General features: G+C 61.9%; 18 protein-coding genes, 2 tRNA genes and 1 pseudogene. 11 read left to right on the forward strand and 10 right to left on the reverse strand.

Translation table 11 applies throughout. The features are described 5' to 3' along the window. A partial coding sequence (locus tag C8N44_RS21910) for an EF-Tu C-terminal domain-related protein (RefSeq protein ID WP_210204150.1) occupies positions 1-93 on the forward strand: 93 nt, incomplete at its 5' end. 181 nt (positions 94-274) lie between these two features. Here the strand turns inward: C8N44_RS21910 and C8N44_RS21915 are convergent. The 5 genes from C8N44_RS21915 to C8N44_RS21935 form a co-directional block, all read right to left on the reverse strand. Next, positions 275-493 (reverse strand): hypothetical protein, encoded by a 219-nt coding sequence (locus tag C8N44_RS21915; RefSeq protein ID WP_107978867.1) that lies wholly within the window; start codon positions 491-493, stop codon positions 275-277. 40 nt (positions 494-533) lie between these two features. Continuing rightward, the gene (locus C8N44_RS21920; protein ID WP_107978868.1) at positions 534-719 is read right to left on the reverse strand and encodes a hypothetical protein; all 186 of its coding nucleotides are present in this window, start codon (positions 717-719) and stop codon (positions 534-536) included. Between the two features lie 35 nt (positions 720-754). Further along, positions 755-973 carry a hypothetical protein gene (locus C8N44_RS21925; protein ID WP_107978869.1) on the reverse strand — a complete coding sequence of 73 codons (219 nt, stop codon included), beginning with the start codon at positions 971-973 and terminating at the stop codon, positions 755-757. 78 nt (positions 974-1,051) lie between these two features. After that, the gene (locus C8N44_RS21930; RefSeq protein ID WP_107978870.1) at positions 1,052-1,273 is read right to left on the reverse strand and encodes a hypothetical protein; all 222 of its coding nucleotides are present in this window, start codon (positions 1,271-1,273) and stop codon (positions 1,052-1,054) included. 103 nt (positions 1,274-1,376) lie between these two features. Further along, on the reverse strand, positions 1,377-1,595 hold the full coding sequence (locus C8N44_RS21935) for a hypothetical protein (protein WP_107978871.1): 219 nt from the start codon (positions 1,593-1,595) through the stop codon (positions 1,377-1,379). Positions 1,596-2,022: 427 nt separating this feature from the next. Here C8N44_RS21935 and C8N44_RS21940 point away from each other — a divergent pair. After that, a tRNA-Trp gene (locus C8N44_RS21940) sits at positions 2,023-2,098 on the forward strand. 211 nt (positions 2,099-2,309) lie between these two features. Here C8N44_RS21940 and C8N44_RS21945 read toward each other — a convergent pair. Continuing rightward, complete coding sequence (locus C8N44_RS21945; RefSeq protein WP_107978872.1) at positions 2,310-2,558, reverse strand: DUF2147 domain-containing protein; 249 nt, start codon at positions 2,556-2,558, stop codon at positions 2,310-2,312. A gap of 265 nt (positions 2,559-2,823) precedes the next feature. Between C8N44_RS21945 and secE the strand changes: the two genes are divergently transcribed. Both secE and nusG read left to right on the forward strand, forming a co-directional pair. Then, the gene (secE, locus tag C8N44_RS21950) at positions 2,824-3,021 is read left to right on the forward strand and encodes a preprotein translocase subunit SecE (RefSeq protein ID WP_107978873.1); all 198 of its coding nucleotides are present in this window, start codon (positions 2,824-2,826) and stop codon (positions 3,019-3,021) included. 158 nt (positions 3,022-3,179) lie between these two features. Beyond that, positions 3,180-3,713, forward strand: coding sequence for a transcription termination/antitermination protein NusG (gene nusG, locus C8N44_RS21955; protein ID WP_107978874.1), 534 nt, complete (start codon positions 3,180-3,182; stop codon positions 3,711-3,713). Positions 3,714-3,806: 93 nt separating this feature from the next. Here nusG and C8N44_RS24085 read toward each other — a convergent pair whose 3' ends face one another. Continuing rightward, complete coding sequence (locus tag C8N44_RS24085; RefSeq protein ID WP_280952971.1) at positions 3,807-3,938, reverse strand: hypothetical protein; 132 nt, start codon at positions 3,936-3,938, stop codon at positions 3,807-3,809. Positions 3,939-4,007: 69 nt separating this feature from the next. Next, entirely contained in the window at positions 4,008-4,271 is a 264-nt protein-coding gene (locus C8N44_RS23970; protein ID WP_244641181.1) for a cupin domain-containing protein, read from the reverse strand. Between the two features lie 684 nt (positions 4,272-4,955). On the opposite strand from C8N44_RS23970, the gene rplK reads away from it, so the two are divergent. The 6 genes from rplK to C8N44_RS21990 all read left to right on the forward strand — a co-directional run bounded on the left by rplK (position 4,956) and on the right by C8N44_RS21990 (position 9,279). Then, positions 4,956-5,408 (forward strand): 50S ribosomal protein L11, encoded by a 453-nt coding sequence (rplK, locus tag C8N44_RS21965; protein WP_107978875.1) that lies wholly within the window; start codon positions 4,956-4,958, stop codon positions 5,406-5,408. 5 nt (positions 5,409-5,413) lie between these two features. Beyond that, positions 5,414-6,112, forward strand: coding sequence for a 50S ribosomal protein L1 (rplA, locus tag C8N44_RS21970; protein ID WP_107978876.1), 699 nt, complete (start codon positions 5,414-5,416; stop codon positions 6,110-6,112). A gap of 156 nt (positions 6,113-6,268) precedes the next feature. Then, positions 6,269-6,358 (forward strand) — tRNA-Ser (locus C8N44_RS21975). Between the two features lie 209 nt (positions 6,359-6,567). Next, a complete protein-coding gene (locus C8N44_RS21980) occupies positions 6,568-7,089 on the forward strand; it encodes a hypothetical protein (RefSeq protein WP_146178901.1) in 522 nt (173 codons plus the stop codon). Between the two features lie 95 nt (positions 7,090-7,184). After that, positions 7,185-7,358 (forward strand): helix-turn-helix transcriptional regulator, encoded by a 174-nt coding sequence (locus C8N44_RS21985; protein WP_107978878.1) that lies wholly within the window; start codon positions 7,185-7,187, stop codon positions 7,356-7,358. A 139-nt stretch (positions 7,359-7,497) separates the two neighbouring features. Then, complete coding sequence (locus tag C8N44_RS21990; protein ID WP_107978879.1) at positions 7,498-9,279, forward strand: DUF927 domain-containing protein; 1,782 nt, start codon at positions 7,498-7,500, stop codon at positions 9,277-9,279. Between the two features lie 239 nt (positions 9,280-9,518). Here C8N44_RS21990 and C8N44_RS21995 read toward each other — a convergent pair whose 3' ends face one another. Beyond that, a complete protein-coding gene (locus C8N44_RS21995; RefSeq protein ID WP_107978880.1) occupies positions 9,519-11,156 on the reverse strand; it encodes a DUF262 domain-containing protein in 1,638 nt (545 codons plus the stop codon). A gap of 325 nt (positions 11,157-11,481) precedes the next feature. Here C8N44_RS21995 and C8N44_RS22000 point away from each other — a divergent pair. Beyond that, positions 11,482-11,626 (forward strand): annotated as a pseudogene (locus C8N44_RS22000) (IS3 family transposase); the annotation flags it as partial. Between the two features lie 260 nt (positions 11,627-11,886). Here C8N44_RS22000 and C8N44_RS22005 read toward each other — a convergent pair. Then, positions 11,887-13,047: a hypothetical protein gene (locus C8N44_RS22005; protein WP_107978881.1), complete on the reverse strand. Its 1,161-nt coding sequence runs from the start codon at positions 13,045-13,047 to the stop codon at positions 11,887-11,889. Positions 13,048-13,201: the final 154 nt, after the last annotated feature.

Below are 13,201 nucleotides of genomic sequence, written 5' to 3' on the forward strand. Positions count from 1 at the left end.
GCCCCGATCGCCATGGAAGACGGCCTCCGCTTCGCCATCCGCGAAGGCGGCCGCACCGTCGGCTCCGGCGTCGTCTCCAAGATCGTCGAGTGATCGACTGACGGGGCCATGGCCCCGTCACCACATCCGCCCGTAGGGGCAAGAGGGCGCCGGGGAAACCCGGCGCCCTTTTTCATGGGCGATTCTCCGGTGGCTGGCAGCCTAGCGCGCATAGAAAAAGGGCCGTCCCTTGCGGGACGACCCTTTCGACAGGGAGTGAGGTCTGTCTGGAGGCTCAGCGCAGGAGGTTCTGCACTTCCTGGCGCTTGTCGTTTTCGCTGTCGCCGCTGCGGATGATCGAGACGGCCAGTGCCGCTTCGCGGTCGGTCACGCTCGTGACGTCGGCGTTGGGCGCGTACTTCTGGATCTCGGTCAGCTGCGCGGGAGTGGCTGCATAGGCGGCACCGGTCAGGGCGGTGGCGGCGACGAGGGCGGATGCGAAGATGGTTTTCATTGCGTGTTCCTTTTCGATGTCTGTCTGCCGACGCGAGGCGTCAGCTTGTGGGGGAGGCCGTCTCGCCGATGCGGACGGTCTCGGGTTGGGGTGCAGGCCAGATGCCGGGCAGTGTCGGCATGTCGGGCAGCGGCGCGTAGAGCAGCGGCTGCACCGTCGGCTGCGCGGCCCAGGCCCCACCGGTCAGACCGGTCAGGACCAGGGCGATGATTGCGACGTAACGCATGTCCTTGCCTCCATGGGCATCAGGACCGGCCGCGCTCAGCGCAGGAGGTTCTGAACTCCCTGACGCTTGTCGTTTTCGCTGTCGCCGCTGCGGATGATCGAGACGGCCAGAGCGGCTTCGCGGTCGCTGACGGAGGTCACGTCGGCGTTGGGTGCGTACTTCTGGATCTCGGTCAGCTGCGCGGGGGTAGCAGCATAGGCTGCACCGGTCAGGGCGGTGGCGGCAACGAGGGCGGATGCGAAGATGGTTTTCATGACATGTTCCTATCGAATCTGGGTGTGGTCGGCGGAGCAGGGCTCCGCCGGAATTGCGAGATCAGGACCGGGGTGCGCTCAGCGCAGCAGGTTCCGGACTTCCTGGCGCTTGTCGGCGTCGTTGTCGTCGCTGCGGATGATCGAGAGCGCCAGGGCAGCTTCGCGGTCGGTCACGGTCGTGACGTCGGCATTGGGCGCGTACTTCTGGATCTCGAGCATCTGTGCCTGCGGAATGGCAGCATAAGCTGCACCGGAAAGAGCGGTGGCGGCGACGAGGGCGGATGCGAAGATGGTTTTCATGACGTGTTCCTATCGGATCTCTGGGAGGAACCAGGCGGCGATCGGCGCCGGCCCGGTCTGACTGGGAGTGTCTGTGTCTGGAGCGGCCCGAAGGCCGGCCTGCTCAGCGGAGCAGGTTCCGGACTTCCTGGCGCTTGTCGGCGTCGTTGTCGCCGCTGCGGATGATCGAGAGTGCCAGCGCGGCTTCGCGGTCGGTCACGCTCGTGACGTCGGCGTTGGGCGCGTACTTCTGGATCTCGGTCAGCTGCGCGGGAGTGGCAGCATAGGCAGCACCGGTCAGGGCGGTGGCGGCAACGAGGGCGGATGCGAATACGGTCTTCATTGTTCTCTTCCTTCTTACGGTTGGCGCGAGCTCTGTTGGCTCGTGATTATTCGTGGAGCGCTTCTGTGCGTCTCGTGAAGCTCATGTAGGTGCTTCTCCAGCGCGTTGAAATCACGAATAAATCTCTGTCTAGTCACAAAATCTTGCGCGCTTGTGATTGAACCCGATGACCACGGATGTGCACTCATGCACGTTCTTGGTGCGGCCCAACAAGCCAAGGTCATGCGCCGAGAACAACGCCCCGGAACCAGCGCACGAAGCCGTCGCGCGCCTTCACGCCCGCGTCGCACCTATCTCGGAAAACTCTCATTGTGACGTAGCGTCAACTAAGGTGGCCCGGACAAAAAATCCGGTACGACGCCCCTTCCCGCCGCGGAAAGGCCCCTTGATCTTCGCCCGGCCTTCGCGTACCTGACGGGTCGGCCATAGGGGTATAGCTCAGTTGGTAGAGCGACGGTCTCCAAAACCGTAGGTCGCGGGTTCGAGCCCTGCTGCCCCTGCCAGGCCCGCATTTCCCACCCCGACATCATGCAGAGATCCCGCGCCTTCCGCGCGACACCGGCGAGACGCCTTGCATCGCGCCCGCACCCGGCCGCCCACGGCGACAGAGAAGCCGCCTGGCGCGCTCAAGGGCCGCGGCCACAGGAAGCGCGCAACAAAAAAGGCCGCCCGGATGGGGCGGCCTTTTGCTGCGAGCGAACGCTCTACAGGAAATCAGTCGTCGGCTGCGATCTGCTCGAGCGTCTCGCGCAGCTCGGTGTCGTCGCCGGACGCGACGGCCTGCTTGATGATCAGGACTTCTTCGTCCGTCAGGCTCTCGACATCGAGGCTCGGCTCGTGCGTCATGACCTGTGCGACCTCGCCTTCGGTCAGGGTGGTGGCTTCTTCGGTGCCTGCATCCTGTGCGAAAGCAGCAGTTGCGAGGCCGGCGGACAGGGCGATTGCACTCACGATGGTCTTCATGTCTATATCTCCGTTTTCCGTCATCATTGCGACGGCCTTGCGCCGCCGCGATTGTGCACTCAAAACCCGCATCTCCCCCAAGCGTTCCCCTAAGCCCATGACAAAGGCGTGAATTTTCGTGCTATGGACAAGTATCGCCGCCGCCCTACCGCACGCACGGGCACGCGCCGCGGGCGCGTTCATTGGCTGACGCCCCGGGCTCATGCCTTGCCATCCGGGCCGCAACCGCGTAAGGCACCGCGCAATTCACCGACGGGAACGCTTCATGGCACGCACCAATCCGCTCCAGTTCATCCAGCAGGTCCGCGCCGAAATCGCGAAGGTCGTCTGGCCGACCCGCCGCGAGGTGGTGCTGACGACCATCATGGTCCTCATAATGGCAGCCCTGACGGCCGTGTTCTTTGCACTGGTCGACATGCTGATCCGCGGCGGCCTGCAGGCCATCCTCGGCGCCTTCGGCTGAAGCCTCGGCCTCTTGAAACCTGCGGAGCCCGCGGGTAAAGACGGCGCACTCAATCGAGCCGGGCGTGCAATGAGTCGTGTTGCACGCCGGTTTTCATTTGGGGACAAACATCTTTGGGGCCCTGCGCGCCCGAAGGACAGGAACAAGGACGAGGCCAGATGGCGAAGCGGTGGTATTCGGTGAGCGTGCTCTCGAACTTCGAGAAGAAGATCGCCGAACAGATCCGGACGGCGGTCGAGGAGCAGCAGCTCGAGGACCAGATCGACGAGGTACTGGTCCCCACCGAAGAGGTGATCGAGGTTCGTCGCGGCAAGAAGGTGACCACCGAGCGTCGCTTCATGCCCGGCTACGTGCTGGTGCACATGGAAATGTCCGATCGTGGCTATCACCTGATCAACTCGATCAACCGCGTGACCGGTTTCCTCGGGCCACAGGGGCGCCCGATGCCCATGCGCGATGCCGAGGTCGAGGCGATCCTGGGCCGCGTGCAGGAAGGCGAGGAAGCCCCGCGCACGCTCATCCACTTCGAGGTGGGCGAGAAGGTCAAGGTCAACGAGGGCCCCTTCGAGGGCTTCGACGGCATGATCGAGAGCGTCGACGACGACAACCAGCGCCTGCGCGTTGCCGTGTCGATCTTCGGCCGCGAAACCCCGGTCGAGCTGGAGTTCACTCAGGTCTCCAAGGACATGTGAGCGCCGCGCCGCCAGGCTGGCGGCGCCCCGGACCTCACCGATCTGATTTCCCGCGCCCCGGAGCCCACTCCGGGGTGTTTTCGTTTCCGGCCCTCAGTCCTCCAGGCCAATCGGGGTCCCGTCGCCGCGGGTGTAGCTCCGGCGACTCGGCCCCCTGTGCAGGATCATGTCGTGATCGGGGTAATGGACCACGTCCGCCGCCAGCCGCGTCCCCACCACCAGCATGATCGCATCGCGGTCCGACCGGTTCTCGAAGCAATGCGCAACCGGCTGCCCGGCCTTCCACCCGGCGGCCTAGCCGGCGACAAGCGCGACCTCGCCTTCCTCGATCAGCACCAGCTCGCCCGACAGCAGGTAGACGAACTCGTCCTCCTCCTCGTGCCAATGCCGGTGCGAGGACCGCGACCCCGGCGGAAGGCGCTCGAGGTGAACCCCGTATTGCGTGAGCCCCACCAGATCGCCCAGCGGCATCTCGGAATAGGGCCCGTCGGTCTGACCGGAGACCGGGTGCGGGGCGGCTTCGTGGTCGCGCCATGCGCTGGCGGGAATTTTCGGCATGTGGCCTCCTCTTCTACGACGCCATCTCCCTGGAACGCGCTGGCCAGCCCCGGTGCCCCCACAGAGATCGCACCTGCATGTCATGATATCAGCCAATCCCGCAGACGCAGCACAAGCGCCCGTCGCGACGAAGCTCGCCCTCCCCGTCTCCCTTCCCGGCCTCAGCTCTGCACCTGGCTCCGCGTCCGCACCTGCCCGAACACCCGTCTCATCCTCCGTTACGGGATCGCTTCCCGTTTTACACACCGCGCCGAGCACGCCTCCCCCGTCACTCGCGCACCCCGCCCTGCTGCCATCGCGCGCAGTCCTCAGGGCAGGCCCTGTCAGGCCGCCCCCTGCCCTGATTTCTTCTCGCACAAAATACCTCGGGGGAGTCCCGCAGGGACGGGGGCAGAGCCCCCTTCTTTCGACGCCTGCCCGCGGGACATTCCTAAGATCCGGTAAACCCGGGATCCCAACCTATTGATTTCATTGACCCGGGAAAGTGTCCCGGCCCGGGACACTCTCGCGGCGCACCCAGCCGCGCCCCTTGCCAAGCAGGGCCGTCTGAGCTATGGGGCGGCCTTGCGCGCGGATTCCGCGCCGACTCGTGGGAGGCGAGGGCATCGCGATGTCCGGACCTGACCACGCCACACGAAAGCCCCGCCGTCGCGTCGGACGGGGAGATGGAAAAGGAGAAAGCCGATGGCCAAGAAGCTTGCCGGCACCATGAAGCTGCAGATCCCTGCAGGCAAAGCCAACCCCTCGCCGCCGGTCGGCCCTGCCCTGGGTCAGCGCGGCATCAACATCATGGAATTCTGCAAGGCGTTCAACGCCAAGACGCAGGAGATGGAACCGGGCGCGCCCTGCCCGACCCTGATCACCTACTATCAGGACAAGTCCTTCACGATGGACATCAAGACGCCGCCGGCGTCCTACTACCTGAAGAAGGCAGCGGGCCTGAAGCCCGTGGGCAAGCGCAACCGTCCGCGCGGCGCCGAAAAGCCGGGCCGCGAGACCATCGCGACCGTCACCGTCGCCCAGGTCCGCGAGATCGCGGAAGCCAAGATGCGCGACCTGTCCGCAACCGACGTCGACGCGGCGATGAAGATCGTCCTTGGCTCCGCCAAGTCGATGGGCATCGAGGTGAAGGGGTAACAACCATGGCAAAAGTTGCAAAGCGCGTCCGCGCGGCACGTGAAGCCGTCGCCGGCAAGGAGAACCTGTCGATCGAGGAGGCCGTCAGCCTCATCAAGTCGCTCTCCGGTGCCAAGTTCGACGAAACCGTCGAGATCGCGATGAACCTCGGCGTCGATCCGCGCCACGCCGACCAGATGGTCCGCGGCGTCGTCGGCCTGCCCAACGGCACCGGCAAGACAGTCCGCGTCGCCGTCTTCGCCCGTGGCCCCAAGGCCGAGGAAGCGCAGGCAGCGGGTGCCGACATCGTCGGCGCAGAGGACCTGATGGAAACGATCCAGGGTGGCACGATCGAGTTCGATCGCTGCATCGCCACGCCGGACATGATGCCGATCGTCGGCCGTCTCGGCAAGATCCTCGGCCCGCGGAACCTGATGCCGAACCCCAAGGTCGGCACGGTGACCATGGACGTGGCCCAGGCCGTCAAGGACGCCAAGGGCGGCCAGGTCCAGTTCAAGGCCGAGAAAGCCGGCGTGATCCACGCGGGCGTGGGCAAGCTGTCCTTCGACGCGGACAAGCTGGCCGAGAACATCCGCGCCTTCGTCAGCGCCGTGGCTGCCGCGAAACCCGCGGGCGCCAAGGGCACCTACATGAAGAAGATCGCCATCAGCTCGACCATGGGCCCCGGCGTGACCGTGGACGTCGCACAGGCGACTGCCCAATAAGAGCCTCCTGGCCGCGCCCTTCGGCGAGGTCAGCCCGACAAATCGAAACGGCCGTCGCGGCAATCGCGGCGGCCGTTTTCTTTTGCGACATTCCGGTATCATCACTCACCCAAAAGCTCTTGCACCCCCCATGGCGCTTCCGATAGAGGGGTCCGCGGAGAGGTGGCCGAGTGGTCGAAGGCGCACGCCTGGAAAGTGTGTAGGCGGGAAACCGTCTCGAGGGTTCGAATCCCTTCCTCTCCGCCATGCATCCCGGCAAGTATCTGGAAACGCAGGTGTTTCGATGAGCACCTGAGATCTTCCCACCATAAATCCCCACAACAAACCATGTGCTCGCTTCCGAGCTTGATGAAGAATCGCGTCAGGGGCTCGGCGCTTTCTCCATCAAGGCGCTTGACTGCCGTGAACGTGAATGCTACATTCACACTCACACCAGGCAAGCGAAGGAGCCTTACATGTCAATGTCGGCGAACGAACGCAAAAGGCGTCAGCTAGAACGTGAGCGCCAAGAGCAGCACCTGCTCGAGGACAGCACATACCCCTACCTGAAGACGCCGTTCTACCAGTATCAGGAGGTGCACCCCACGGGCTTCGATGCCTCGCTCAACTTTGGCCTGATGGGGCTCGATTTCCCGCTCTTCATTGACGACAGCGGCCCTGAGCAGCACGTCAGCGAAGACATCGACCCGGGTGAGAATCCGGACGAACTCTTCGGTGGCTTCAAGGGATCGATCGGGCGCGCCGAAAACATGATCGACCAGCTTCTCTTTGCGGCCCAGGAACTGGCTGATTTCGTGAACGAGTATAAGAAAGATGAGTTGACGCGGCGGTTGGCCGAACTCGAGGACTCTGACCTCACGGACAAAGATAGCCGCAAGGCTGCGCTCGAGCAGGCCGCGCACATCTCGGAGCTCTTGAAAGAGCTGGACAAGCAAGTCCGCTGGTCCTTCCGGAAGTGGAAAATCAAGGGGCTCTAAGCCTCTCCCCCAAGCCAATTGATCGTCCATCGACCGGCAGCCGCCCCCACTGGCTGCCGACCGATCCCCTGCGTCCAGTTTCGTGAGGAGAAATCATGAGCAGCACTTTTTACCTTACCGTCAACGACGTCGCCACCCGCCTTTCCGTCTCAAAGGACACGATTTGGCGGTGGGCTCGGCTCGGCACTTTTCCAGAGGCCGTCCGGCTCAGCGCTGGCGTTACACGCTGGCGCTTGACTGACATTGAAGCGTGGGAAGCCTCGCGCTGATCAGAGCCACCGCCAAGCGCCCACGCGACGCAGCTCATAGGCTGCCCTAGCCCAACCCCAGACAAAACAGACGCGGCCTTCCCGCCGAGCGATGTGCGCTCGGTGAACAATCCTGCTCGCCTAACCCTAAGGAGCTATCATGACCTACCAATTCCCTACAAACGACACACAGCCCGCACACGCCAGCAACTCGGAAACAAGCGAGGATTCCCGCAATCTGCGCTGGCAGCCCATGAAAGACTTTTTTGGTCGGGAAGCGAGCACCTCAACCGCAGGTTTTCCGGACGGCTTCGAGCTACGAATGGATGGTCTCTGGGCTCTCTCTGAGGAAACGGACAGCCCGGAGTGGGTCCAGATTTGCAGCCCCATCTATCCTATGGCGCGGTCTTGTAGGCGCGACGGCAGCGGCTGGAGCCTGCTGGTCGCCGTCAAGGACCCCAACGGGCAAACCCGATTTGCCCAGATCCCGAACTCCGAACTTCAGAGTGGCCAACAAAAGGCACTCTCGCCGTTGCTTGATAAGGGCATGACGTTCGGGACCGAGAAGTCCGTCAAGGCCTTGGTGCATCGTTTCCTCGTGAAGTCCGCGCCGGAGAGAATACTTGAGCAAGCTCAGGCTAACGGCTGGCAGGGGAACGACTTTGACTGCTTCCTGATCGGCAGCCACCGCATCGGCCGGCCCATTGCCGTCGCAGCACCTTCTCTACACAAGAGCCAAGACCGTCAGCCTGCCTCTGCAACCCCTGAGAAGTGGCGTGAAAGAGTTGGCACCCTTTGCAGCGGAAATCCTCTCGCCTTGCTGGCCGTCTCACAGGCCTTTGCCGGCCCGCTGCTTCGCATCCTTAACGTGGATGGCACCGGCTTTCACCTTCGCGGACGCTCGTCGACAGGCAAATCGACTTTGCTGCGCGTTGCAGCGTCGGTCTGGTCGGCGACTTCGTCCATTCCCACTTGGCGCGCAACTGACAATGGCCTGGAGCAGCTGGCGTTGCAGCGAAACGATCAACTCCTGGTGCTGGACGAGATGCACGAGGCAAACCCCAAGGTGGTCGACGGGTCGATCTACATGCTGGCCAATGGCCACGGAAAGACGCGCTTCAATGACGCCAGCTGCCCCGGATGGAAAGTCGCATGGCTCTCGACAGGAGAGATATCGGCAAAAAAGCACTTGGCTCGCTTGCCGACTAGCCAACAGGACGGACAAAAGGTCCGGCTAATCGATGTTCCTGCCGACCAACGCTCATACGGCGCCTTCGATGATCTTCACTCGAGAGCGGACGCCTCGCAGTTCGCTCGCGACTTGGGGCTGGCAGCTCGCGATGAAGGTGGGACCTCCGGCCCGGACTTCGTTCGCTCTCTCTGCGAAGTCGGTGGCTCGAGGCTGGCCAGTCATCATCAGAAGAATCTCGCGAAGTTTGAGAAGGGTATGTTGAACGGTTTGCCGAAGAATTCCGATGGGCGCGTCATTCGCGCGGCGCGTAGCTTCGCGGTCGCCGCGCTTGCCGGCGAGCTCGCGACAGCGAAGGGCTTGACTGGATGGGAGAAGGGAGAGGCGCTTCTGGGAATAAAAGCGCTCTTCGGCGAGTGGCACAGCGACTGGATGTCAGAACCTGCGAGCGGCCCCGAGTCATACCTGATCAGGACCAAGAACTTCCTGGTGCAGCATGGTAGCTCTCTCCCGGACCGGAAAAGCGGCACCGCAGGCGGTGCTTCTGGCTGGCAGGATGAACGACACTACTTCCTTACCAAAGAAACATGGAACGAACTTCATGGGAGTGATGCTCAGCGAGCGGCCTCCTACATGCGTGACCAAGCGCTCCTGCGGACCGAGAGCGCGACTGCATTGACTTTCACACTCTCCCTTCCGGGGGCATCGCGTGAGAGGGTCTATGCCATCTACAAGAATCGCATCGAGGACTAAGCAGCTCGTTCAAGTCGGTCGAGTCGGTGAACAGCGGCGGCTGACCGACTTGACCGACCTGACCGACAAGATAACTCCGCCAAGGCTCCTGTGCCGGTGTATTGGAAAGCCGACAGCACTGATAATGACGTTCTGAACCAAAGCCGCTGTTCAACCGCCGTCCTGCTAAGGCCCGGAGCGCGGGACGAAGCTCTCGTTCGGTGCGAAAGGCGTGAAGGTCTGTTTCAGCCTAACATAGCTTACAGGGACGAGATCCCGGTTCTCTCCTGCAACGCTGCAATCATCGCCTTGCGGCGCCCCCTTACGAAGGTCGCGAAGCGCTTTGTCAAGTTTCCGCGGTCGATCAGCGCCGCCTCGAGCACCGCGTCGTCCACGTCCGCAAGGTAGGTTGCCGGCTTTGCGTCCGTCTTACTGCGGTTCACGTGCTGGGGGAGAAACCAGAGGTTTCCAATGTCATCGATCAATGGGTCGTCCCCATACTTCGCGCGTGGGAAGATGTGATCTGTCTCAACAACGTTGCGCGCGTAGAGGGTTTTGCCATCCTTCCTGTTCTGCACCAAGGCCAAGGCTAGGGGGACGTGGCTTCCGAAGAGTTGGTTGTCTGCACTCTCAATACGGGTCTTTGCCTTCACGTATCTCGCAACGCGTTCATAGGGAAAGCCGGTGGCCTTGCCCCCGAGGGCCTCGCGGACGAGTCCTCCAGGACGGCTATCCGAGTGCTTGGTCAACACGCCGGAGAATGCGATTAGGTAGATGGCCCTGCGCAGGTCCGCCCTCTCCGTCGGTGCGACGACGGGCTTCTTCTTCGCCGCGAGGAAGTGGACGACGGGCACCAGCGTGTTGAGACCGTTGAGCAGCTTGACCGATCCGATCCGGCACTCGTCCTGGGCGAAATCCAAAGCTGAACGGATCGCGGCCGTGGTGCTCTCGTAAGCGCCCTTCACCTTTTCAACGTTCTTGGCCTTGCGAAGCAGCCCAATGTCGAGCCGGGTCCCGAGACCCGCCACAGAGAAGATGCAGCGGATCACGAAATCTGAGTCGATCTGGATGCTGCTCTTGGCGTTCACGTCCGCGATGAACTTCGGGAGCGCGTCGGTCGCGTCCGGCCAGTGGAGGCGGAGCATAGACAGGATCAGATCCGACCGCGTTAGATTGATGCCCTGCGTGTTGATCCGCATGAAGATTTCAAGGATATCGAACACAGTTTTCCGTTCCGGGGAGTCTTGGGGCAGGCCCGCGTCGATGATCTGCTCCTGTAGCAGCCCACCCGTCTCGGTCATGATGCTCACGGGACGCCGCAGGTTGTCGCTGACGCGGTCCTGGTCGTCCTCGCTCAGATCGAATTTCTTCGTAAGCTGACGGCCGAGCTTACTTCCCGGAGCGGACTGACCGGAGAAATCCGCGAGCGCAACGTAGTGCGAAGGCATCGCAGCCTTGTCGCTATCTGTCACAGCCTCGGCGTTCCGCACCTCCGCTTCTTCCTTGGTCATGAACTTAAACGAGAACTTCTCCTCGCTCGCGTCGTCTGAACTGCGACCGCTGAGGACGTCGAAGTGCAGCCTGCGCCCATTCAGAGAGCCGCGCAGCGCGATATAGAGGGAGGTCAGCCGCTGCTGTCCGTCGAGGACCAGCTGCACCGTTTCCCCGTCGTTGACCCTGTAGGCGGCTTCCGCGCCGCGACGATGGTCGGCTACGAAAGTCCGATACTGGATCGCCTCGGTCGTGTCCCAAAGCAGGACGACTCCGATGGGATAGCCGCGGAACAGGGAGTCGAACAGCTTCTCGATCCTATCTGCGTTCCACACAAAATCCCTTTGGATAGCGGGCAGCACGATGCGTCCCTTCTCGATACCGTCGAGCAGCGTGGATACAGACATAAGAATACCTTCTGGCCTTGAAACGAAGAGACACGAAGCCCGCTCCGCTTGATAGTAAAGATAGAACACGAACAATTCTGCAGGACAACCGCGGCAGCTTGTGAAGCTCAGGGCGTCTTATTGGTGAGCTTTCGCCCCAGTATCGCAAGAGCGTCGTCCTGTGCCGCTGCCAGGCAGAACGACGCCATGGAAACCGCCTCACTTCTGCAGAAGGGCCCTCGCGAGTGCCCCAAAATTTCCGGCCAAAGGAATTAGAACCAAACGGAATACCCAGCTGCGCCCACTACATCGACCTGAGACGCCGCTTATGCTGACCTTGGAATGACGGGTCCACTACAATACCGCGCGACCACACTCGTCACTCGGCTTTCGGCCGCCAGCTCCAGAGGTCGTGCAACGATTGCCTCCACCTTCCGGAGCCGCTTCGCCGGGGCACCCCGACTGTAGCTCCAAGATCCGTCATGCACTAAGACTGAAACCGGACCAGCCGATGAGGACTAGCCCACCCCAGTGGCGAAACAGGTTTTTTACGCCATCGCGACCAGACCACCGTCCCTCATTCCTCGCGGAAACCTCATATCTTGAAGAATGCGCACTGGTTCCAACTGACAGGCGGTCGTCCCGAGTCCTAATAACTCTAATAACTAAAGAGAGGCGTAGAACACGGATCACCTGCCTCACACCAGAGACCTGAAAGACCTCCACACCCAAGCGGGCTCGACACGGCAGCTCACCTCCAATGACGGCTCAGCTTGCTCAAGGCGTCATTGATCTCCTTGGAGAGCTCTATGTAACTCACCAACCCATACTGCTCGCTTCCAGGTGCAGCAACGCGGGGCAGGCCGGCCCGACGGCCAGCCTGTTTCGCACGCTCAACCAACGCATTTCTCACTTCCTTGCGTTTCGACCGGAGAGCAACGCGCTTCGCGGTCAAAGCAATCACACCGCCTCGGAGGAATATTCGCTCCCTAATTACCCGCCGCACGCTCGAAATCGGGTCCTTGCCGACAGGCACGACAGGCAGCTTCATGGAAAAGCACTCTCTCTGCAGCTGGGTAAAGTTATAGCCAAACAGCTGTTCCGGATCCCCAAGCTTCACCTTGGCGACTTCATGGCCCCGCAGCGTGACCTCGAGGCGGACCCGCTTCTCTTCATCATTCAACTGAACAAAATCATCCGCGAACCGCTGCCTATCAATGATCTTGTCCATCAGGCGCCACATGCGAGGTCCATCTCGTTGACCCAAGTAGAAGGTCGCGTCGTAGGGAACCCCAAAACGGGCGCCTTGGCTCACGCCTCCTCGGAGTATGGAGTCCGGCGCAAACAACTGGCTGTCCTTGCCCTTTGCACCCCAGGCAAACCTTGGTTCTTTTTTATGGCCCGTCCACGCGTCTGAAGGGAGGTATAAGCTCCGCGCCAGCACACCGAACATACGCTCCCGTGCTGCGTCAGAAGGCGTCCTCGGATAGAAGTCGACGCTGATCTCAATCGCGGTCGTTGTGCTGCCCAAGACCTGAAAGCGATCGTCGAGCGCCCTGAGCACCGATTGAAGAAGGTCCTTTCTCGGCTCTTGGAAGCGGATCTTGAAAGTGTTGGCAACATAGCCCGGCCCCGCCCCGACTGGATCCACGTATGTGCGGCGATCACTACGGTAGTGCTGCGTGAGAACCGTCTGCACATGCTGAAACTGCGTATTCTTTGCAAAGCGAAACTCGACTTCACACCAGTCAACAACGGCAGTGACACGATAACTGCCAATCTCCACGTCGGGTGTCAGGACATCGCCTGCCTTGCCAGCTTGTTGCAAGTCCGAGGGCACAGCCTTGTAAGTTAGCGTCTGACGATCCCCGAATGTCTTCTTGCGCGCCAACAACACACTACGTTCGACCATGACCTACCTCGCGACCTTCATTTGATGGCGAGAAACCACGCTGATGAAGTCATGGCGAGGGCTTTGATGCTGTAACCGCCCCCCGACGGCATCGCTGTGCCAAGGTGGGATCGCAACAATCCTTAATGGGAGGCGGTCATGTCAAAGATTACCA

It is taken from the genome of Allosediminivita pacifica, assembly GCF_003054175.1.
GTDB lineage: Bacteria > Pseudomonadota > Alphaproteobacteria > Rhodobacterales > Rhodobacteraceae > Allosediminivita > Allosediminivita pacifica.